This window comes from Streptomyces sp. NPDC015144 (assembly GCF_043079735.1).
Lineage (GTDB): Bacteria > Actinomycetota > Actinomycetes > Streptomycetales > Streptomycetaceae > Streptomyces.
Window position 1 is genome coordinate 1 of record NZ_JBIBUU010000019.1, and the last position, 18,314, is coordinate 18,314.

Annotated in this window: 16 protein-coding genes and 1 pseudogene; 9 read left to right on the forward strand and 8 right to left on the reverse strand. The window is 69.6% G+C overall.

What is annotated here, in order from left to right; translation table 11 throughout:
- Together ACF08W_RS27240 and ACF08W_RS27245 are read left to right on the forward strand one after the other, a co-directional pair.
- Nucleotides 1-1,598 (forward strand): annotated as a pseudogene (locus tag ACF08W_RS27240) (hypothetical protein); the annotation flags it as partial.
- Nucleotides 1,599-1,643: 45 nt separating this feature from the next.
- On the forward strand, nt 1,644-2,342 hold the full coding sequence (locus ACF08W_RS27245; RefSeq protein ID WP_392280818.1) for a hypothetical protein: 699 nt from the start codon (nt 1,644-1,646) through the stop codon (nt 2,340-2,342).
- A gap of 80 nt (nt 2,343-2,422) precedes the next feature.
- Here ACF08W_RS27245 and ACF08W_RS27250 read toward each other — a convergent pair whose 3' ends face one another.
- Nucleotides 2,423-2,914: a cupin domain-containing protein gene (locus ACF08W_RS27250; protein ID WP_392280819.1), complete on the reverse strand. Its 492-nt coding sequence runs from the start codon at nt 2,912-2,914 to the stop codon at nt 2,423-2,425.
- A 192-nt stretch (nt 2,915-3,106) separates the two neighbouring features.
- Here ACF08W_RS27250 and ACF08W_RS27255 point away from each other — a divergent pair, with 192 nt between their 5' ends.
- The 3 genes from ACF08W_RS27255 (at nt 3,107) to ACF08W_RS27265 (ending at nt 7,126) form a co-directional block, all read left to right on the forward strand.
- Nucleotides 3,107-5,485: an N-acetylmuramoyl-L-alanine amidase gene (locus ACF08W_RS27255; protein WP_392280820.1), complete on the forward strand. Its 2,379-nt coding sequence runs from the start codon at nt 3,107-3,109 to the stop codon at nt 5,483-5,485.
- Between the two features lie 117 nt (nt 5,486-5,602).
- A complete protein-coding gene (locus ACF08W_RS27260) occupies nt 5,603-6,598 on the forward strand; it encodes an aldo/keto reductase (RefSeq protein WP_385214562.1) in 996 nt (331 codons plus the stop codon).
- A gap of 162 nt (nt 6,599-6,760) precedes the next feature.
- Nucleotides 6,761-7,126 carry a hypothetical protein gene (locus ACF08W_RS27265; protein WP_392280821.1) on the forward strand — a complete coding sequence of 122 codons (366 nt, stop codon included), beginning with the start codon at nt 6,761-6,763 and terminating at the stop codon, nt 7,124-7,126.
- A 61-nt stretch (nt 7,127-7,187) separates the two neighbouring features.
- On the opposite strand, the gene ACF08W_RS27270 is transcribed toward ACF08W_RS27265, so the two are convergent.
- The gene (locus tag ACF08W_RS27270) at nt 7,188-7,715 is read right to left on the reverse strand and encodes a PadR family transcriptional regulator (RefSeq protein WP_385214568.1); all 528 of its coding nucleotides are present in this window, start codon (nt 7,713-7,715) and stop codon (nt 7,188-7,190) included.
- Between the two features lie 86 nt (nt 7,716-7,801).
- Between ACF08W_RS27270 and ACF08W_RS27275 the strand changes: the two genes are divergently transcribed.
- A complete protein-coding gene (locus ACF08W_RS27275; RefSeq protein WP_392280822.1) occupies nt 7,802-8,641 on the forward strand; it encodes an alpha/beta fold hydrolase in 840 nt (279 codons plus the stop codon).
- 298 nt (nt 8,642-8,939) lie between these two features.
- On the opposite strand, the gene thpR is transcribed toward ACF08W_RS27275, so the two are convergent.
- From thpR to ACF08W_RS27290, 3 genes are all read right to left on the reverse strand, one after another.
- On the reverse strand, nt 8,940-9,515 hold the full coding sequence (gene thpR, locus ACF08W_RS27280) for an RNA 2',3'-cyclic phosphodiesterase (RefSeq protein ID WP_385214574.1): 576 nt from the start codon (nt 9,513-9,515) through the stop codon (nt 8,940-8,942).
- A 72-nt stretch (nt 9,516-9,587) separates the two neighbouring features.
- A complete protein-coding gene (locus ACF08W_RS27285; protein WP_392280823.1) occupies nt 9,588-10,922 on the reverse strand; it encodes an MFS transporter in 1,335 nt (444 codons plus the stop codon).
- A 93-nt stretch (nt 10,923-11,015) separates the two neighbouring features.
- Entirely contained in the window at nt 11,016-11,456 is a 441-nt protein-coding gene (locus ACF08W_RS27290; protein ID WP_352278655.1) for a MarR family transcriptional regulator, read from the reverse strand.
- 144 nt (nt 11,457-11,600) lie between these two features.
- On the opposite strand from ACF08W_RS27290, the gene ACF08W_RS27295 reads away from it, so the two are divergent.
- The gene (locus ACF08W_RS27295) at nt 11,601-11,825 is read left to right on the forward strand and encodes a ribbon-helix-helix protein, CopG family (RefSeq protein ID WP_352278653.1); all 225 of its coding nucleotides are present in this window, start codon (nt 11,601-11,603) and stop codon (nt 11,823-11,825) included.
- On the opposite strand, the gene ACF08W_RS27300 is transcribed toward ACF08W_RS27295, so the two are convergent.
- Nucleotides 11,818-13,272 (reverse strand): NCS2 family permease, encoded by a 1,455-nt coding sequence (locus ACF08W_RS27300; RefSeq protein ID WP_352278651.1) that lies wholly within the window; start codon nt 13,270-13,272, stop codon nt 11,818-11,820. The genes ACF08W_RS27295 and ACF08W_RS27300 overlap by 8 nt on opposite strands.
- 272 nt (nt 13,273-13,544) lie before the next feature.
- On the opposite strand from ACF08W_RS27300, the gene ACF08W_RS27305 reads away from it, so the two are divergent.
- On the forward strand, nt 13,545-13,835 hold the full coding sequence (locus ACF08W_RS27305; protein ID WP_392280824.1) for a DUF2530 domain-containing protein: 291 nt from the start codon (nt 13,545-13,547) through the stop codon (nt 13,833-13,835).
- Between the two features lie 145 nt (nt 13,836-13,980).
- Nucleotides 13,981-16,461 carry a cation-translocating P-type ATPase gene (locus ACF08W_RS27310; RefSeq protein WP_392280825.1) on the forward strand — a complete coding sequence of 827 codons (2,481 nt, stop codon included), beginning with the start codon at nt 13,981-13,983 and terminating at the stop codon, nt 16,459-16,461.
- A gap of 66 nt (nt 16,462-16,527) precedes the next feature.
- Here ACF08W_RS27310 and ACF08W_RS27315 read toward each other — a convergent pair whose 3' ends face one another.
- A complete protein-coding gene (locus ACF08W_RS27315; protein ID WP_392280826.1) occupies nt 16,528-17,301 on the reverse strand; it encodes a DUF5707 domain-containing protein in 774 nt (257 codons plus the stop codon).
- A gap of 136 nt (nt 17,302-17,437) precedes the next feature.
- Nucleotides 17,438-18,307, reverse strand: a complete 870-nt coding sequence (locus ACF08W_RS27320) for a DUF5707 domain-containing protein (RefSeq protein ID WP_392280827.1) — start codon at nt 18,305-18,307, stop codon at nt 17,438-17,440.
- Between the last annotated feature and the right edge of the window lie 7 nt (nt 18,308-18,314).

The window sequence follows — 18,314 nt, forward strand, 5'->3', positions numbered from 1 at the left end:
TCACCGCCGAAACAGGCGACCTCAAAGCCACCATCCTCGAAAAACTCACCACCTACCTCATCCCCACCGTCCTCATCGCCGGCATCACCTGGATCGTCTCCCTCCTCAACCCCGCCTCCGCCTTCGTCCGCGCCGTCAAGGGCATCATCGACATCGTCACGTTCATCGTGAACCAGGGCGCCCAAATAGTCGACTTCGTCAACGCCGTCCTCGACGCCGTCATCGCCATCGCCAACGGCGGCGCAGCAAGCGTCCCGAAAATGGTCGAAACCGCCCTCGCCACCAGCATCCCCCTCCTCATCGGCTTCCTCGCCTCACTCCTCGGCATCAACGGCCTCGCCAACAAAGTCAAATCCGTCTTCCACACCGTCGCCAAACCCGTCAACCGCGCCATCGACAAAATCATCAACCTCATCACCAAAAAAGGCAAAGCCCTCTGGAACAAACTCAAAAGAAAATCAGACCCCAAGAAGAACAAGAAGGCGGGCGAGCAAGGGAAGTCGAACTCCGCCGACTATCCCACTCCGAAGAAGAATTTCCAGTCGGCCGACAAGGAGAATCACAAGGTCCTGTTCGATGGGAAATCCGCGAACTCGGACCTCATGGTGCACAGCACCCCTCAGGGAATCGAGCAATATTTCAAGGAGTGGGATGACGAGCTGAAGGCCTCCGGAGAAGCGGAGGGAAGCCCTTCTCATACAGCACTGAAGGAGGCGAAAGAAAAGAAGGACGGGGTCACCTCGCTGAACCGCCGCTTCCGCTCCCTGTCCGCCGGGGCGGACGGAACCCAAGGAGCCTACGAAGACCTCCTCGGCTCCCTCTCCCGACTTGCCGACTGTCTGGCGCACCGGCCAGGGGCCGCACCACCGCTGCCCCCTCCGGTTCTCCCTCCGATGACGAATGGTGTCCTCGCCCAGCCTTCCACGGCGAGCTACATCAACAAGGACATCAAAAGAGGAACGGAGGCAAACACGTACGACGGCGCGACGTTGACCGGATGGAGCACGGCGGCCGGCTACAACACGACCCCGAACAGGGCGGACCAGAACGCCTGGGTCAAGATGCACCTGCTCCCGGCCTTCCTGGGTGGTGACGCCGTCGACTCGAACCTGGTTCCTGCCCGCGGTTTCGTGAACAATCCGATGTTCCTGCACGCCGTGGAGAACCCGGCAAGAAAATCGCTCGACAAGCCTGCTGGGGACCCGGCTTACGAGCGCATGGTCTGGTACGAAGTGAACGTCACGTACTTCGCCGCACATCCGGGATTCCCGGAAACCATCGGAGTCAAGTGGGGCGGCTACGACCACACGGACGGCGCATGGAAAGAACGCTCGCCGAAGGGTTCCGCGACCGCCGCATTTTCCGACAGGCAGGACCCTCCTGCCGAACTGGCAAAAGATGTGCTGAGAATCAACGCACGAGGGGTTAAGTACAGCGTTTTCGCCTCGCTCGGAATAGGAAGGACGGAAGCAAGGAGAGTCAAGGACGAGGCGAAGAAGAAAGAGTTCACCGACCTCTCCGATGCAATTCTGAGACTCCCGAACCTCAGCGCGGAACTGGTGAACGCGGACGGACAGAAGAGGCTCAGGTTCGACTGACTTTCACTCGATCGACCGAAAAGCGACATCCGACCTGGAGAAGACATGGAAACTCCGTACGAGCACAGGCTTCGCACGACGGTGGAACAGGTTCAGGAGTGCAGTTCGGTACGCGTGGAAAAGTATGATCCAGGCCCGATCGCAGATCACTTGGAGAGTGCCCGGCAAGCGCTCGAGATCGTACGGATCGTGGAGAAATCTCCGCTGCCCGATGAACTGACCGATAACTTCCACCGGAGATCCAACCTCTTCTTCGCCTGGCGGGGCCTGCAACCTTTTCAGGAAATCGCCGGGGAGTTCCACATCACCCATGTCGCCGATGTCCTGATCCGGGGAACACACAGGAACCCGCTCGCCGGGAATGCCTCCCAAACAGAGAAGCTGGTCGCCGATTTAAGAATCTTTGAAACACATCCCGTCGGAGGAACCGGCACATACTCCGCCCTGAGGCTGACTTCCGATCCAGGATCAGCGGAACTCTGGTACTTCGACCTCAGGCAGGGGCCCACCCGGCTCCACATCAAGTACGGCGAATATCTTGACGCCATGCTGCGCACCAAGGGGCTCTACGACTGGCAGTATCTCTTCGCGCAACCGGATCCCCAGAATTATGGAATGCGCGTTTCACTTCCCTATCTACGCAAGGGTATCGAATTCCTCACCCATGAATTCCCGGAAGACGACCTGGCGGACCTCCAGGACAGGCTGGAACAGCGCGCCCGGGTCATGGACGAGACGGCATAGCTCCGCCCCGGCTTTCCGAAGGTGCGGGCACCCCGGGGACTGCCATCGGGCCCCAGGCCCATGGGCCCTACCGGGAAGACCTACGCGAAGCGTTCGCCGCAGCGGCTGCAGAAGAGGGGCTCCGGGTCCTGGGAGAGGCGGCCGCAGGCGGGGCAGACGCGGTCGAGCATGCACGGGGGCTCGCCGGCCTCGTACGTGGGGGCGGCGGGCGTCGGGGCGGGCTTGATGGTGAGGCCGGGGCGGCGGCGGTGGACGGTCAGGTAGGTGAGGCCGTCCGGGCCCGCGGCGAGCGCGCGGCGGGAGGTCTTCGGGAGCCAGAGCACCGTGGACGGGGTCAGCTTCAGGGACGTGTCGCCCGTGTCGAGCCGGCCGTCGCCGTCGAGGGCGATCAGCAGGACGTCCAGCACGTCCTCCTGATGCGTGCCGACCTCGCCGCCGGGCGGCAGGCGCACCAGGTTAGCGTCCAACTCGCGGCCCTGTTCGGCCAGTTGCCAGATGGCCCCCCGTTCCTCGGGGGTCACGCTGTGGATCAGTTCGTCGAGTACGGCCAGGACGCTCGGCACGGAGTTCACGGCAGCCAGGCTACGCCCCGGCAGGGGGCCCGGAAGAGGCATCGCACACGCATGCGAAGCTTGGGGTCCGCTGTGCAGGGCGCGGGAGCACTCGTATCCCCCACCAGGTCATCCTCGACCGGTGCTCGCCGTCGACCGCAGCGGCTTGTCAGCGGATGAGAAGACGTCGAAGACGATCCCTGGGGGTACGACATGAGAGCGAAGCACGGAACAGCGCCGAAGAGACGGCTGCTGTCGAACCGAAGAGCCCGGGTCACGGCCGCCGTCGCGGCCTCGGCCGTCGCCGGTGTCCTGATCTTCGAGGGGGTGACGGGCAACTCCTCCGTGGACAGCGAGGCCACGTCCGTCCCGCCGAAGACCGACGTACGCAGCACCTCGCTGGAGCTCGGCGAGGGCGGCACGTCCGCGGTGCTCGGCAGGCGTGACACCGCGGCGTTCAGCATGCTGGGCATCACCTGGACCGACCCGGCGGCCCGCGTGACCGGTGCCGTCGAGGTCCGGACCCGGTCCGCCGCCACCGGGAAGTGGACGGCGTGGACGCCGCTGGAGACCGACCGCGACGGGCGTACGGAGGCCGGCAGGTCCGGCACCCGGGGCAGCACCGAGCCGCTCTGGGTGGGCCCCTCCAACGGGGTCGAGGCACGGATCAACGCGGGCGGCAGGATCTCCACGAAGCTGCCCGCCGGGCTCCGGCTGGACACCGTGGACCCGGGCCGCGGCACCGTCTCCACCACCCTGTCGGCCGCCCGGGCCGCCGAGGCCCCCCGGGCCGCCACCGCCTCCGACCTCCTCGCCGAGCCGGCCGCGTACGCCGCCGACCTCCCCGCCGAGGACCCGCCCGCCACCGACCCGGCCGACCCGACCGGGCCCGCCGCCCCGGAGACCACCGACCCGGCCGCCCCGGACGAGGGCACCACGCCCGCCGAACCGACGCCGCCCGCCCCGGAGTCCCCCGCGCCCACCACCGGGCAGCCCACCGCACCGGCGACCCCGACCCCCTCGGCCCCAACCGCCTCGGCCCCCGCCACGACGCTGCCGCCCGCGCCGTCGTCGAGCGTGCCGAAGCCGCCGATCACCTCGCGGGCCGGCTGGGGAGCCGACGAGTCGATGAGCCCGGAGGCGCCGGAGTACCTGGACGGCGTCAAGGCCGTCTTCGTCCACCACACCGCCGGGAACAGCGCCTACACCTGCGCCGAGTCCCCGGCGATCGTGCGCAGCCTGTACGCGTACCACGTCAAGAGCGAGGGCTGGAAGGACATCGGCTACAACTTCCTCGTCGACAAGTGCGGCACCGTCTTCGAGGGCCGCAAGGGCGGCGTGGACCGGCCGGTGCTCGGCGCGCACACCTACGGCTTCAACCGTGAGTCGGCCGGTATCGCCGTGATCGGTACGTACACCGACGCGACCGCGCCCGCCGCGGTGACCACGGCGGTGGCCCGGGTCGCCGCGTGGAAGCTCGGCCAGTACAAGGGCGACCCGGCGGGCACCACCACGCTCACCGCGGGCGCCTCCGGGAAGAACTACTTCGGCAAGGCGTTCACCGCCGGTGTGAAGTACCCCTTCAACCAGATCTCCGGGCACCGCGACGGCTTCAACACCCAGTGCCCCGGCACCGCGCTGTACGGGCAGCTGGGCACGGTCCGGGCGCTCGCCGCGGGCCCCGTCACCGGGCTGGCGATCAAGTCGGTGACCGGTGCCGGGCTCTCGGGCTCGACGTACTACACCAAGTCCGCGGTGACCGTCGGCTGGTCGGCGAGCACCCCGAACGTGTTCATCAGCAAGTACGAGCTGCTGGTCGACGGGAAGTCCGTCGCCACCACCGCCTCCACCACCACCTCGGCGTCCGCCACCCTGGCGCTCGGCACCCACAAGGTCCAGGTCCGCGCCACCCACCAGTCGGGGAGGACCACCACCTCCGCGGCGGCCACCGTGGTCGCCGAGAAGACCGCGCCGACGTTCCCCACCAAGCCGAACCTGGCGCTGCGCACCGGCACCGTGAACACCACCGCCGTGCCGCTCACCCTGAAGTGGAAGGCCGCCGACACCGCCGTACTGAAGGAGGTCCGGCTCACCGCGCCGGTCGCCAAGACGTACGGTCCGGCCACCACCAGCGCCTCGCACACCGCGAAGTCGGGCGCCGCGACCACCTGGTCCATGAAGGCGTACGACCTGGCGGGCAACACCGCCACCGCGTCGGTCGCCGGTACGCCGGTGATCATGCAGGAGACCGCCGCCACGAAGACCGGCACGTGGACGACCAAGTCGTCCACCAGCTACCTGGGCGGCAAGTCGTACTCCAGCTCCAAGAAGAACGCCGCCCTGAGCTGGACGTTCACCGGGCGCTCGGTCGCGCTGGTGGCCTCCCGGGCCAGCGGCTCGGGCCAGGTGTACGTGTACGTGGACGGGAAGAAGGTGTCCACGGTGGACCTGAAGTCCAGTACCACCAAGTACCGCGACGCGCTGTGGACGAAGAGCTGGTCGTCCAGTGCCAAGCACACCGTCAAGATCGTTGTCGTGGCCACCTCGGGCCGCCCCACGGTCACCGCCGACGGGATCGTCTACCTGAAGTAGCGGGCCGGACGACGCAACAGTGTCCGCCCCCGGCCGTCCCGCGAACGGGACGGCCGGGGGCGGCGCGTACCCGATGCCCTTGCTTCGAGCGGACTCGAAGGCGTTGGGTGGTCGTCCATGGAGTACACACAGCTCGGACGCACCGGACTCAAGGTCAGCCGTCTCGTCCTCGGCACCATGAACTTCGGCCCGCAGACCAACGAGGCGGACAGTCACGTCCTCATGGACGCGGCGCTGGACACGGGTCTGAACTTCTTCGACACCGCGAATGTGTACGGCTGGGGCGAGAACAAGGGCCGCACCGAGGAGATCATCGGCACCTGGTTCGCCCAGGGCGGCGGGCGCCGCGACAAGGTGGTCCTGGCCACCAAGATGTACGGGAACATGGGCCCCGACGGCGAGGCCTGGCCCAACCACGACAAGCTCTCCGCCGTGAACATCCGGCGCTCGGTCGAGGCGTCGCTGAAGCGGCTCCAGACCGACTACATCGATCTGTACCAGTTCCACCACGTCGACCGGAACACCCCGTTCGAGGAGATCTGGCAGGCGATCGACGTCCTGGTCCAGCAGGGCAAGATCCTCTACGCGGGTTCGTCGAACTTCCCCGGCTACAAGATCGCCCAGGCCAACGAGCTGGCCGCCCGGCGGGGTTCGATGGGCCTGGTCAGCGAGCAGTGCGTCTACAACCTGTTCGAGCGCCGCGCCGAGATGGAGGTCATCCCGGCCGCGCAGGAGTACGGGCTCGGGGTCATCCCGTGGTCCCCGCTGCACGGCGGGCTGCTGGGCGGGGTGCTCCGCAAGGAGCGCGAGGGCACGGGCAGCCGCTCGGTCTCGGGCCGCAGCGCGGACACGCTCAAGGACGCGGCGCAGCGCGAGCGGATCCAGGCGTACGAGGACCTGCTGGACAAGCACGGACTGGAGCCGGGCGAGGTCGGTCTGGCCTGGCTGCTGACCCGTCCCGGGGTGACCGGGCCGATCGTCGGGCCGCGCAACCAGGAGCAGTTGGACTCGGCGCTGCGGGCGCTGGAGCTGGAGCTGTCGGCGGAGCTGCTGGCCTCGCTGGACGAGATCTTCCCGGGCCCGGGGCCCTCGCCGGAGGCGTTCGCCTGGTAGGACCCCGACGGGTGCCCGGACGGTCGGGCCGTCGTCGTTCCGTTCTCCTCCGGGAGCGGTACGACGACGGCCTCCCGTTCGCCCTCGCACGGGCGGCGTCACAACCCTTCGGGGAGCTCGCCCGTCTCACGGGGCACAGAACTACGTACGGAGAGTGCCACCGTGAGACCCGTTCACCTCCTTCTCGCCGCCGCCGCGCTGCTCGCGCTGACCGCCTGTTCGGCCGAGAAGGACGTCACGAAGCCCGCGCCGGAGGGAGTCGCCGCCGCCGAGCGGGCAGCCGGTATCCCGGCCGCTCCGACCGGCGACGCCCGGGACGCGTACCTGGACGCGATCGCGGCCGTCGACCCTCAGCTCGTCGTGGACGAGGAGCGGGCGATCGACGCCGGGCGGAACCAGTGCTCCTCGATCACTTCCCCGAAGGCCGACGCGCTGGCGGCCCAGCGGTTCGGAACCGATGCCCGGCCGCTCACCGACGCGCAGGGCAAGCGGCTGAACGCCGCGCTGCGCGCGACCCTCTGCCCCTGACGTCACCCGGCCCCCGGACCCCGGACCCCGCCCGACTCCACGAGGGATCCGGTTTCCCGCCTCAGGCGGCTTCCAGCCGCTCCAGGGTCGTCGCCAGCCACTCCAGCTCCGCCTCGCTCGTCGCGCGGGCGATCGTGAGCAGGCCCCGCCGGAACGGGTCGTCGAAGGACTCGGCGCCGAGCGGCCGGTCGTCCTCGTAGAAGAAGCTGCTCGGCTCCTCCAGGAACGCGAGCCTGCGCCGCAACACCGCCACCTGCTCCGCCGGGGAGGGCAGGTGGCGCAGGAAGGCGAGGACGGTGAACCAGCGGTTCTCGTCGCTGATGTCCACCTCGTCGGCCTGGCGGAGCCGTCGCAGCAGCTCCTCGCGGCCCGGCCCGGTCAGGGTCAGGGTGTGGCGGGGGGCGGCCCTGGTACCCGGTTCGGTCCGGCGCTCCAGCCATCCGGCGCGCTCCAGCCGCTTGATCGCCGGGTAGAGCGTGCCGTCCGCGATGGGGCGGACGTGTCCGGTGAGGTGGGCTACCCGGCGCTTCAGCTCGTAGCCGTGCAGGGGTTGCTCGTACAGAAATCCAAGGATGGCCAGTTCCAGCATGCGCGTATCCTCCCCCGAGAACCTTATACATCGGCATCTATGTATAGTCTCCCCGATGCTTTGAAGGTCCGGCGAGGGGGAGAGTCATGCACGACGCACAGGTGACGGACGGCGGCGCACGCATCAGATGGGTGGAGCTCCCCGGGGCCACTGCTGCTGCCGGGGCCGCTGGTCCTGCCGGGGCCTCCGGCGATCAGGGGGTCACCGAAGGTCCCTGCGGCCTCCCCGACCGGGTCTACCTGCACGGGCTCGGCGCCTCCTCCGCCCCGTACTTCGCCGCGAGCGCGACGCACCCCCTGCTGGCCGGGGGCCGGTCGCTCCTCGTCGACCTGCTCGGTTTCGGCGTCAGCGACCGCCCCACCGACTTCGGCTACACCCTGGAGGAGCACGCCGACGCGGTGGCGAGGGCCATGGACGCGGCCGGAGCGCACGGCGCGGACGTGATCGGGCACAGCATGGGCGGCGCGGTGGCCATCGTGCTCGCGGCGCGCCATCCGCGACTGGTGGACCGGCTGGTCCTGGTCGACGCCAATCTGGACCCGGCCGCCCCCGCCCCCGGCCGGCCCGGCAGCAGTGGCATCGCGGCGTACACGGAGGAGGAGTTCCTGGCCGGCGGCCTGGCCGAGGTGCGCGAGCGGGTGAGCCCGTCCTGGTGGGCGACCATGCGGCTGGCGGGCCCCGAGGCGCTGTACCGCAGCGCGGTGAACCTCGCCCGCGGGACGGCGCCGACCATGCGGGAGATCCTGCTGGACCTGCGGATCCCGCGTACGTTCCTGCGCCCGTCCGCCGACGGGCCGCTACCCGGGGAAGCCGTGCTCGTCGACCACGGGGTACGCGTCGTGGCGGTCCCGGACTGCGGGCACAACATCATGCTGGACAACCCGGAGGCGTTCGCCCGGGAGACCGCGGCGGCACTCGCCCCCTGAGCCTGCGCGCCTGGTCGGCGACGGAGGTACCGCCGCACGCCACGGGCCTACCGCGCCGGGCGCACGCGGAGGGCGTACGCCGTCCGCGGACGGGCGCGCGCCGACCGCCGCGGGGCCGCCGTACCGGTTCGGCCTCCTGCGGCACGCTCGCCGGAACCGGGTGTCGGGGCCCCGGCGGAGCGCCGGTCAGGCTCCGACGGCGGCTGCCACGGCGACGACGGCGAACATCAGTACGAGAGCGGCCGCCATGATGCGGTTTCTGGTCTTGGGATCCACCCTTCGAGCCTAACCGCCCGGCTCAGTGTCCCAGCGCCCAGGAGGCGACCACCTCGTACCGGGGGCGTTCGCCGGGCACCCCGGAGTCCGGCAGGTTGCTGCGGACGAGGGCCAGCTCGCCGACCTCCCACGCCGTGCCCTCGAAGTCGGCGAGCGCCTCGACACAGGGACGCAGGTCGACCTCGGCACGGCGGCTGCGGGCGAGGGTGAGGTGCGGGGTGTAGCGGCGGTGCTCGTCCATGGGGATGCCGGTGCGGCGGGCGGCGGCGTCGGCGCGCTCGGCGAGGAGCCGCAACTCGTCCAGGGCGCCCGCCGCCCCGGCCCAGAGCGCCCGGCCGCCGAACCGCCCGGCGCCATGAATGCGCAGCGGAAAGGGGTCGGTGCGGCGGGCGGCCCGGCCGAGGCGCTCCGTCAGCTCGGGCAGGAGTCCCTCGTCCACGGGTCCGAGGAAGGCGAGCGTGAAGTGCCAGCCGGGCACGCCGGTCCAGCGGAGCCCGGCGGCCTCGGGCGAGGCGTGCAGCGGGGCGACGGCGCGCCGCAGCTCCTCCACGGCGGGGGCGGGCGGCAGCACGGCGACGAAGAGTCGGAGACGGCTCATGTGCCGAGTGTGGCACCGCCCCGGCGGTACCCGTGGGGGCACGGCCGGGGCGGTGGGGTCCCGGGGAGGGGGTCAGGCCGCGGCGGCCAGCTCCTCGCGGGGTACGAAACGGACGTGCGGTCGCCCGGGGCGCAGGTCCACCCGGAGCCTGAGGCCGCCCGCGCGGGCCAGCATCAGTCCGACGCCGACCGCTGCCAGCAGCGAGAACGCCCCGCCGACGGCCATGCCGGTACGGACCCCGTAGGCGTCGCTGATCCAGCCGACGATCGGGGCGCCGACCGGTGTACCCCCGGCGAAGACCATCATGTAGAGGCTCATGACGCGGCCCCGCATGGCCGGGTCGGCGGCCATCTGGACGCTGGTGTTCGCGCTGATGTTGGTCGTCAGCCCGATCATGCCGATCGGGAGCAGCAGGATCGCGAAGATCCAGACGGTCGGGGCCATCGACGCGATGATCTCCAGCAGCCCGAAGGCGGTTCCCGCGGCCACCAGCATCCGCAGCCGGGAGGAGCGGCGGCGGGCGGCGAGCAGGGCTCCGGCGAGGGAGCCGGCCGCCATGAGGATGTTGAAGAAGGAGTACATCCCGGCGCCGCCGTGGAAGATCTCGTCGGCGAAGGCGGTGAGCCAGATCGGGAAGTTGAACCCGAAGGTGCCGACGAAGCCGACCAGGACGATCGGCCAGATCAGGTCGGGGCGGCCGGAGACGTAGCGCAGCCCCTCGCGGAGCTGGCCCTTGGCCCGCGGGACGACGGTGGTCCTGTGGAACTCCGCGGGGCGCATCAGCAGCAGGCCGATGAGCGGGGCGGCGAAGGACAGGCCGTTGAACATGAAGGCCCAGCCGCTGCCGACGGTGGTGATGAGGACACCGGCGACGGCCGGGCCGATGAGCCGGGCGGACTGGAAGTTCGCCGAGTTGAGGCTGACCGCGTTGCGGAGCTGGGCGGGGCCGACCATCTCGGAGACGAAGGACTGGCGGGCCGGGTTGTCGACGACCGTCACCACGCCGAGCAGGAAGGCGATCAGGTAGACGTGCCACACCTGGACCACGCCGGAGAGCGTGAGCACCGCGAGCGCGAGGCCGCAGAGGCCGAGCGCCGCCTGGCTGACGAGCAGCAGCTTCCGCTTCGGGAAGCGGTCCGCGATGACTCCGCCGTAGAGGCCGAACAGGAGCATCGGGAGGAACTGGAGGGCGGTGGTGATGCCGACCGCGGCGGCGGAGCCGGTGAGGCTCAGTACGAGCCAGTCCTGGGTGATCCGGGCCATCCAGGTGCCCGTGTTGGATATCACGGCGCCCGTGGCGAACAGGCGGTAGTTACGTATCTTCAGCGACGAGAAGGTCCCGCCGGGCTTGCTCTCGTGGGTGGAAGTCGGTGCGGGGGCGGAGTCTGCTCCGGATCCCGTACTCAAAAGGGTTCGCCTCCTCGGGCATCTGCGGTCACGGGGTGACGGGGCGGCCGGACGGGCGGCGCGCCGGCTGTGGACCGGCGGCCGCCCGCCCCGCTACAGGTGGGCGAGCTTCTCCAGCACGGGTGCGGCCTTGCGAAGCGTCTCCCACTCCTCCTCGTCCAGGCCCTCGGCGAGGGCGGTCAGCCAGGCGTTCCGCTTGGAGCGGCTCTCGTCGAGCATGGCTTCCGCCCGCTCGGTCTGGCTGACCACCTTCTGGCGACGGTCATCGGGGTGCGGTTCCAGTCTGACGAGGCCCTTCGCTTCCAGCAGCGCGACGATGCGGGTCATCGACGGGGGCTGCACGTGCTCCTTGCGGGCCAGCTCGCCCGGGGTGGCCGAGCCGCACCGGGCGAGCGTGCCGAGCACCGACATCTCGGTGGGGCTCAGCGACTCGTCGACGCGCTGGTGCTTGAGTCGCCGGCTGAGCAGCATCACGGCGGAGCGGAGGGAGCTCACGGCGGCGGCACTGTCGCCGTCGTGGATCAGGTCAGGCATGTTCATTAGCGTAACTCATTACTCAACCTAAAGACCATTCGAGGTGTACACGCGGAGGCACTTCGCCCAATCCCTCACTCGAACGAGTGAGTCACCTCCGGAAAGTGACACGGGGCGGCGCAGCGGAACGTAACCCTGCTGGCCATGGGATCGACTGTGCTCAGTCTGCGGGTGGACGGCGAGCTGCTCGACCGGCTCCGGCAGCACGCCGCGAAACGCGGAATGAGCGTCCAGGACTATGTGGTCCGGACGCTCATTCGCGACGACTTCGACGAACGCTTCAAGGCGGCCGTCGACGAGACGGAGAAGTTCTACGGCCCCGGGGACGCCGACGGGGACACCGGGATCAGGGCCGGAGGGATCACGTGAGGCCGAGGGCCGGCATCGCGTAGTAGAAGACGAAGACCGCCGAGACCACGTACATCGGGACCGGCACCTCGCGCCAGCGGCCGGCGACCACGCGCAGCACGGAGAAGGCGATGAAGCCGATGCCGATGCCGTTGGTGATCGAGTACGTGAACGGCATCATCAGCATGGCCAGGAAGGCCGGGATGGAGAGCGTGTAGTCGCTCCAGTCGATGTCCCGCACCGAGCCCGAGATGATCAGGAAGCCGACCGCCAGCAGCGCGGGGGTGGCCGCCTGCGAGGGGACCATCGTCGCGAGCGGGGTGAAGAACAGCGCCGCGGTGAAGAGCAGGCCCGTCACGATGCTGGCGAAGCCGGTGCGCGCGCCCTCGCCGACGCCCGCCGTGGACTCCACGAAGCAGGTGGTGGCCGAGGAGGAGGTGCCACCGCCGGCGGCGACCGCGATGCCGTCCACGAACAGCACCTTGTTGATGCCGGGGAAGTTGCCGTCGGCGTCCGTCAGCTTGGCCTCGTCGCCGACGCCGAGGATGGTGCCCATCGCGTCGAAGAAGCAGGACAGCAGCACGGTGAAGACGAACAGGATGCCGGTGAGCACGCCCACCTTGCTGAAGCCGCCGAACAGACTGGCCTCACCGATCAGCCCGAAGTCCGGGGTGGCGACCGGGTTGCCCGGCCACTGCGGGACGGTCAGGCCCCAGGAACCGGCCGGCAGGTCGCCGACGGCGTCGATGATCACCGCGACGATCGTCATCGCGACGATGGAGATCAGGATCGCGCCCGGCACCTTGCGGACGATCAGCCCGAGGGTGAGCAGCGCGCCGAGGACGAAGACCAGGACCGGCCAGCCGTTGAGGTGGCCGTCGCCGCCGAGCTGGAGCGGGACGGTGGTGTGGGCGGCGTCCGGGATGCGGGAGACGAAGCCCGAGTCGACCAGGCCGATCAGCAGGATGAAGAGGCCGATGCCGATCGCGATGCCCTTGCGGAGCGATGTCGGTACGGCGTGCATCACGCGTTCCCGGAGCCCGGTCGCGACCAGCAGCATGACCACGATGCCCGCGAGGACCACCATGCCCATCGCGTCCGGCCAGCTCATCCGGGGGGCGAGCTGGAGGGCCACGACGGTGTTGACGCCGAGACCGGCCGCCAGGGCGATCGGCACATTGCCGATGACACCCATCAGGAGGGTGGAGAACGCGGCGGACAGCACGGTGGCGGTGACCAGCTGACCACCGTCGAGCTGGTGGCCGTACATGTCCTTCGCGCTGCCGAGAATGATCGGGTTCAGCACGATGATGTACGCCATCGCGAAGAACGTCGCGAATCCGCCACGGATTTCGCGGGCGACCGACGACCCCCGCTCGGAAATCTTGAAGAAACGGTCCAGACCGTTCTGCGGCTGGGGGGCCGCAGGCTGCTGGGCGTCGACCGGAGCGGTGGCCGAGGGGGACATGTATGACCTCAGTCGTACGTAGTTGGGGAGGAATGAGAGAGATTTGGACGTTCTAACGAACAAATCAAGTCATTATGAAGCAGATTCAGTATGAATACATGAGGTGAAGATCGCTATCTCCGCGCGTAGAACATCGGTGACCTGGGCTGGAAGGGCTTCATAACGTTTTGGAGCGGCCGGGCGCAGCCACCCCAAGGCGCGTCGGCACCCTCCGTTCGGCCCTGCGGAAGGCTTCCGGGACGCCTCGAACAGGGGCCCCATACACTGACCCCATGGCGAAGTGGACACCGAAGCACGAGGCACCCGAGCCCCTGGAGGGGCCCGTCGTCGCCACCATCACCGGCGGCACGATCCTCTGGTTCGTCCTCTTCCTGGTCCAGATCCCCTTCTACCGCTGGTTCGACGACCACGGCCACCTGTGGTGGGTGTGGACGTGCCTGGCCGGTGCCGGGCTCGGCCTGATCGGCATCTGGTACGTCCGCAAGCGCGACGCGGCGATCAAGCGGGCGGCGGCAGCGGCCGCCCCCGCCGCTCCGGCCGCGGGCGGCGGGAGCGGCACGTAGGGCGGGTCCCGTAGGGCGTACTACCCCGGCACGGGTCGTCCCGTACCCCCACAGGACCATTCACCCCTGGTCGACGTCCTCCGCCGGTCTGATCTTCGTACCGGCCGGTGGGTGATTCAGGCCATCTGCCCGTACCGTCGAAACCATGACGCAGCGGGCATCGAATCCCTCCGATGAGCACAACCCGGGCATAGCCGGCTCCACCGGCCTGCCCGGCCCGGCGACGATCGACGCCGGGGCCGAACTGGATCCGGTCCACCCGGTGGAGTTGCCCGCCCCGGCGGTGGACCCCCGCGGGCTGACCGCGGCCGAGGTCGCCGAGCGGATCGCCCGCGGCGAGGTCAACGACGTACCGGTCCGGTCCTCCCGCTCGCTGCGCGAGATCGTCCGGGCCAACGTCTTCACCCGGTTCAACCTGATCATCGGCGTGCTCTGGCTGATCATGCTGTTCGTGGCGCCGTTCCAGGACAGCCTCTTCGGGTTCGTGATCATCGCGAACACCGGTATCGGCATCATCCAGGAGTGGCGGGCCAAGAAGACCCTGGACTCCCTGGCGGTCATCGGCGAGGCGAAGCCCACGGTGCGCCGGGACGGGGTGGCCGCCGAGATCTCCACCTCGGAGATCGTCCTCGGCGACCTCATCGAGCTGGGCCCCGGCGACAAGGCCGTGGTGGACGGCACGGTCGCCGAGGCCGACGGGCTGGAGATCGACGAGTCGCTGCTCACCGGCGAGGCCGACCCGGTGCTGAAGCGGCCCGGCGACCCGGTCATGTCCGGCAGCTTCGTGGTCTCCGGCGGTGGCGCGTTCACCGCCACCAAGGTCGGCCGCGAGGCCTACGCCGCCCAGCTCGCCGAGGAAGCGTCCCGCTTCACGCTCGTCCAGTCCGAGCTGCGCACTGGCATCTCCACGATCCTCAAGTACGTCACCTGGATGATGGTGCCGACCGCGCTGGGCCTGGTCATCAGCCAGCTCGTCGTCAAGGACAACAACGTCAAGGAGTCGATCGCCCGCACCGTCGGCGGCATCGTCCCGATGATCCCCGAGGGGCTGGTGCTGCTGACCTCCGTCGCCTTCGCGATCGGGGTGGTGCGGCTCGGCCGCAAGCAGTGCCTGGTGCAGGAGCTGCCCGCCATCGAGGGGCTGGCCCGGGTCGACGTCGTCTGCCTGGACAAGACCGGCACCCTCACCGAGGGCGGCATGGACGTCACCGAGGTGCGGACGCTGGGCGACGCCGACGAGAAGTACACGGGCGCCGTGCTCGGCGCCCTCGGCGCCTCCGACCCCCGCCCCAACGCCAGCCTCCAGGCCATCGTGGACGCCTACCCGGACGCCGGGTCCTGGCGGTGCACCGCCACGCTGCCGTTCTCCTCGGCCCGCAAGTACAGCGGCGCCGCCTTCGACGAGGGCGACGGCCGCGACTCCACCTGGCTGCTCGGCGCCCCCGACGTCCTGCTGCCCGAGCAGGACCCGGCGCTCGCCGAGATCGAGCAGCTCAACCAGCAGGGCCTGCGGGTGCTGCTGCTCGCCCGCGCGCAGGGTTCGCTGGACGGCCCGGAGGCGGCCGTCGGCGCCGTACCGAGCGCCCTGGTGGTCCTGGAGCAGCGGCTGCGGCCGGACGCCGAGGAGACCCTGGCGTACTTCGCGGACCAGCGGGTCGCCGCCAAGGTGATCTCCGGTGACAACGCGGTCTCGGTCGGCGCGGTCGCGGCGAAGCTCGGCATGCAGGGCGCCGAGCACACCCTGGACGCGCGCCGGCTGCCCACCGACCCGGACGAGATGGCCACCGCCGTGGAGGAGAACGCGGTCTTCGGCCGGGTCACCCCGCAGCAGAAGCGCGACATGGTCGCCGCCCTCCAGTCCCGCGGCCACACCGTCGCGATGACCGGCGACGGCGTCAACGACGTGCTGGCGCTGAAGGACGCCGACATCGGCGTCTCCATGGGCTCGGGCTCCGAGGCCACCCGGGCCGTCGCCCAGATCGTGCTGCTGAACAACAGCTTCGCGACGCTGCCGTCCGTCGTCGCCGAGGGCCGCCGGGTGATCGGCAACATCACCCGGGTCGCGACCCTGTTCCTGACCAAGACCGTCTACTCGGTGCTGCTGGCGATCCTGGTGGTCTGCTCGCAGGTCGACTACCCGTTCCTGCCGCGCCATCTGACCCTGCTGTCCACGCTGACCATCGGCGTACCGGCGTTCTTCCTGGCCCTCGCGCCCAACACGGAACGGGCCCATCCGCACTTCGTGCGCCGGGTCATGCGGTACGCGATCCCGTCCGGCGTCATCGCGGCCGTCGCGACCTTCGTGACGTATCTGATCGCCCGCCACCACTACACCGGCCCGGACGCCCTCGACGCCGAGACCAGCGCGGCCACGCTCACGCTGTTCCTGGTCTCGATGTGGGTGCTGGCGATCATCGCCCGTCCGTACACCTGGTGGCGGATCGGCCTGGTGCTGGCGATGGGGCTGGCGTTCCTGCTGGTGCTGGTGGTGCCGTGGCTCCAGGAGTTCTTCGCGCTGAAGCTGGTGGGTACGACGATGCCGTGGACAGCGGTGGGGATCGCGGTGGCGGCGTCGGCCCTGCTGGAGTACGCCTGGCGGCTGGTCGGGCGGCGCTTCCCCTCCTGACGCGCGCGGCCCGCGTCCCGGCACGAAGAAGGGCGGTCCCCGATCGGGGGCCGCCCTTTCGTCACTTCACTTCACGTCGACGAAGTCACCGGCGGCGCTGACGGCCGGGGTGGTGGACGTACCGGCGAAGCTGTAGCGCCAGTAGCCGTCGACCGAGGCCTTGGCCGTGGTCTTCAGCGTGCCGGTGCTGCTGGTCCTGATGGTCTTGACGGTGGTGTAGGTGCTGCTGTTCTTCTTGCGGAACTGCAGCTTCACCGACTGGCCCGCGTAACCGTGGTACGCGTGGTCCTCCCAGTTGGCCCGGGAGAGCTTGCCGGTGATGGTGAGGGTCCTGCCCTTCTTCACCGGCTCGGGCGCGGCGTTCACCGTCAGCTTCGAGTAGCGCTGCACCCGGGCGGTCGAGGCGAAGTCGGAGGAGGTGTCGGAGCCGTCCACGGCCCGGGCGCCCGCCAGTACGTGCCAGGTGCCCGCCACCGCGTTCTTCGGCAGGTCCGTCCTGGGGTCGACGGTCAGGGTGAGCGAGCAGGTGCTGGTGGTCGCGTCCACCGCGGCGCAGGTCGCCCGTTCCTCGTTCGGCAGCAGGACGGCGTCCAGTCCCTCCTCCTGGTCCTTGCCGTGCCACAGGAGCAGCCAGCCGGTGGCGATGCCGGAGGGGTGGGAGGCGGTGACCGAGACGGTGACCGTGCGCGGCGCGGTCGTCCCGAGGACGATGTCCTTGCCCCCGTTGACGGTGACCTTCGAGACGACGGGGGCGACCGGAGCGGCGTGCGCCGCCGGGAGGCCGAGGGCGGACAGGACCAGGGCGCCGGAGGCCGCGGCGACGGCGAAACGGGTACGCATGGGGTCTCTCCGTGGGTGTGGGGCCGGGGACACCGGCAGGGCACGAAGGCAGGGCATATACGTACGCAGCGGGACCCCCTCGGTGGGGGATTCCGCTGCGTACGGGGACGAGCTACTTCACGCGTTGCTTCACGGACTACTTCACGTCGACGAAGTCACCGGCGGCGCTGACGGCCGGGGTGGTGGACGTACCGGCGAAGCTGTAGCGCCAGTAGCCGTCGACCGAGGCCTTGGCCGTGGTCTTCAGCGTGCCGGTGCTGCTGGTCTTGATGGTCTTGACGGTGGTGTAGGTGCTGCTGTTCTTCTTGCGGAACTGGAGCTTCACCGGCTGGGTCGCGTAGCCCTGGTACTTGAAGGTCTCCCAGTTGGCCCGGGAGAGCTTGCCGGTGATGGTGAGGGTCTTGCCCTTCTTCACCGGCTCGGGCGCGGCGTTGACCGTCAGCTTCGACAGCCGCTGGACCCGGGCGGTGCTGTAGTAGTCGGTGTACGCGATGCTCTCGTCGCCGGAGAGCGCGGCCGCCGTGACGTGCCAGGTGCCGGCCAGGGAGTTCTTGTAGAGGTCGTCGCGCGGGTCGATCGTGATCGTCATCTTGCACGTCGAGGTCGTCGCGTTGACCTTGGTGCAGTTGGCCTGCTCGCCGTTCGGCAGCAGGGCGCCGTCGAGGTCCTCCCCGTTGGTGCCGTGCCACAGGTCGACGTAGGCGTCGACGACGCCGGTGGGGTGCGAGGCGGTGACGGAGACGGAGATCGTCTTCTTGGCCGTGGTGCCCAGGACGATGTCCTTGCCGCCGTTGACGACGACCTTCGAGATGACCGGCTCCGTCACGTCGGCGGCGGCGAACGCGGACGCCTTCGCCGCACCCCGGGCGGCGGTGCCGAAGACCTCGGCGCCCGACGTCGGCTTGTTCAGGTTCGGGGTGGAGTCGCCCGCCTGAGCGGCCGGGACAACCAGAGCAGACAGGGCCAAGGCGCCGGAGACGGCAGCAACAGTGGCTCGAATTCGCATGTATTTC

What these genes read in the sequence shown, in the direction of transcription:
- thpR (WP_385214574.1), bottom strand. Translation starts at nt 9,515, where the DNA reads ATGAGCCGTCTCCGACTCTTCGTCGCCGTGCTGCCGCCCGCCCCCGCC.
- ACF08W_RS27270 (WP_385214568.1), bottom strand. Translation starts at nt 7,715, where the DNA reads ATGCTGGAACTGGCCATCCTTGGATTTCTGTACGAGCAACCCCTGCAC.
- ACF08W_RS27320 (WP_392280827.1), bottom strand. Translation starts at nt 18,307, where the DNA reads ATGCGAATTCGAGCCACTGTTGCTGCCGTCTCCGGCGCCTTGGCCCTG.
- ACF08W_RS27290 (WP_352278655.1), bottom strand. Translation starts at nt 11,456, where the DNA reads ATGCCTGACCTGATCCACGACGGCGACAGTGCCGCCGCCGTGAGCTCC.
- ACF08W_RS27305 (WP_392280824.1), top strand. Translation starts at nt 13,545, where the DNA reads ATGGCGAAGTGGACACCGAAGCACGAGGCACCCGAGCCCCTGGAGGGG.
- ACF08W_RS27275 (WP_392280822.1), top strand. Translation starts at nt 7,802, where the DNA reads ATGCACGACGCACAGGTGACGGACGGCGGCGCACGCATCAGATGGGTG.
- ACF08W_RS27255 (WP_392280820.1), top strand. Translation starts at nt 3,107, where the DNA reads ATGAGAGCGAAGCACGGAACAGCGCCGAAGAGACGGCTGCTGTCGAAC.
- ACF08W_RS27315 (WP_392280826.1), bottom strand. Translation starts at nt 17,301, where the DNA reads ATGCGTACCCGTTTCGCCGTCGCCGCGGCCTCCGGCGCCCTGGTCCTG.
- ACF08W_RS27300 (WP_352278651.1), bottom strand. Translation starts at nt 13,272, where the DNA reads ATGTCCCCCTCGGCCACCGCTCCGGTCGACGCCCAGCAGCCTGCGGCC.
- ACF08W_RS27295 (WP_352278653.1), top strand. Translation starts at nt 11,601, where the DNA reads ATGGGATCGACTGTGCTCAGTCTGCGGGTGGACGGCGAGCTGCTCGAC.
- ACF08W_RS27310 (WP_392280825.1), top strand. Translation starts at nt 13,981, where the DNA reads ATGACGCAGCGGGCATCGAATCCCTCCGATGAGCACAACCCGGGCATA.
- ACF08W_RS27245 (WP_392280818.1), top strand. Translation starts at nt 1,644, where the DNA reads ATGGAAACTCCGTACGAGCACAGGCTTCGCACGACGGTGGAACAGGTT.
- ACF08W_RS27260 (WP_385214562.1), top strand. Translation starts at nt 5,603, where the DNA reads ATGGAGTACACACAGCTCGGACGCACCGGACTCAAGGTCAGCCGTCTC.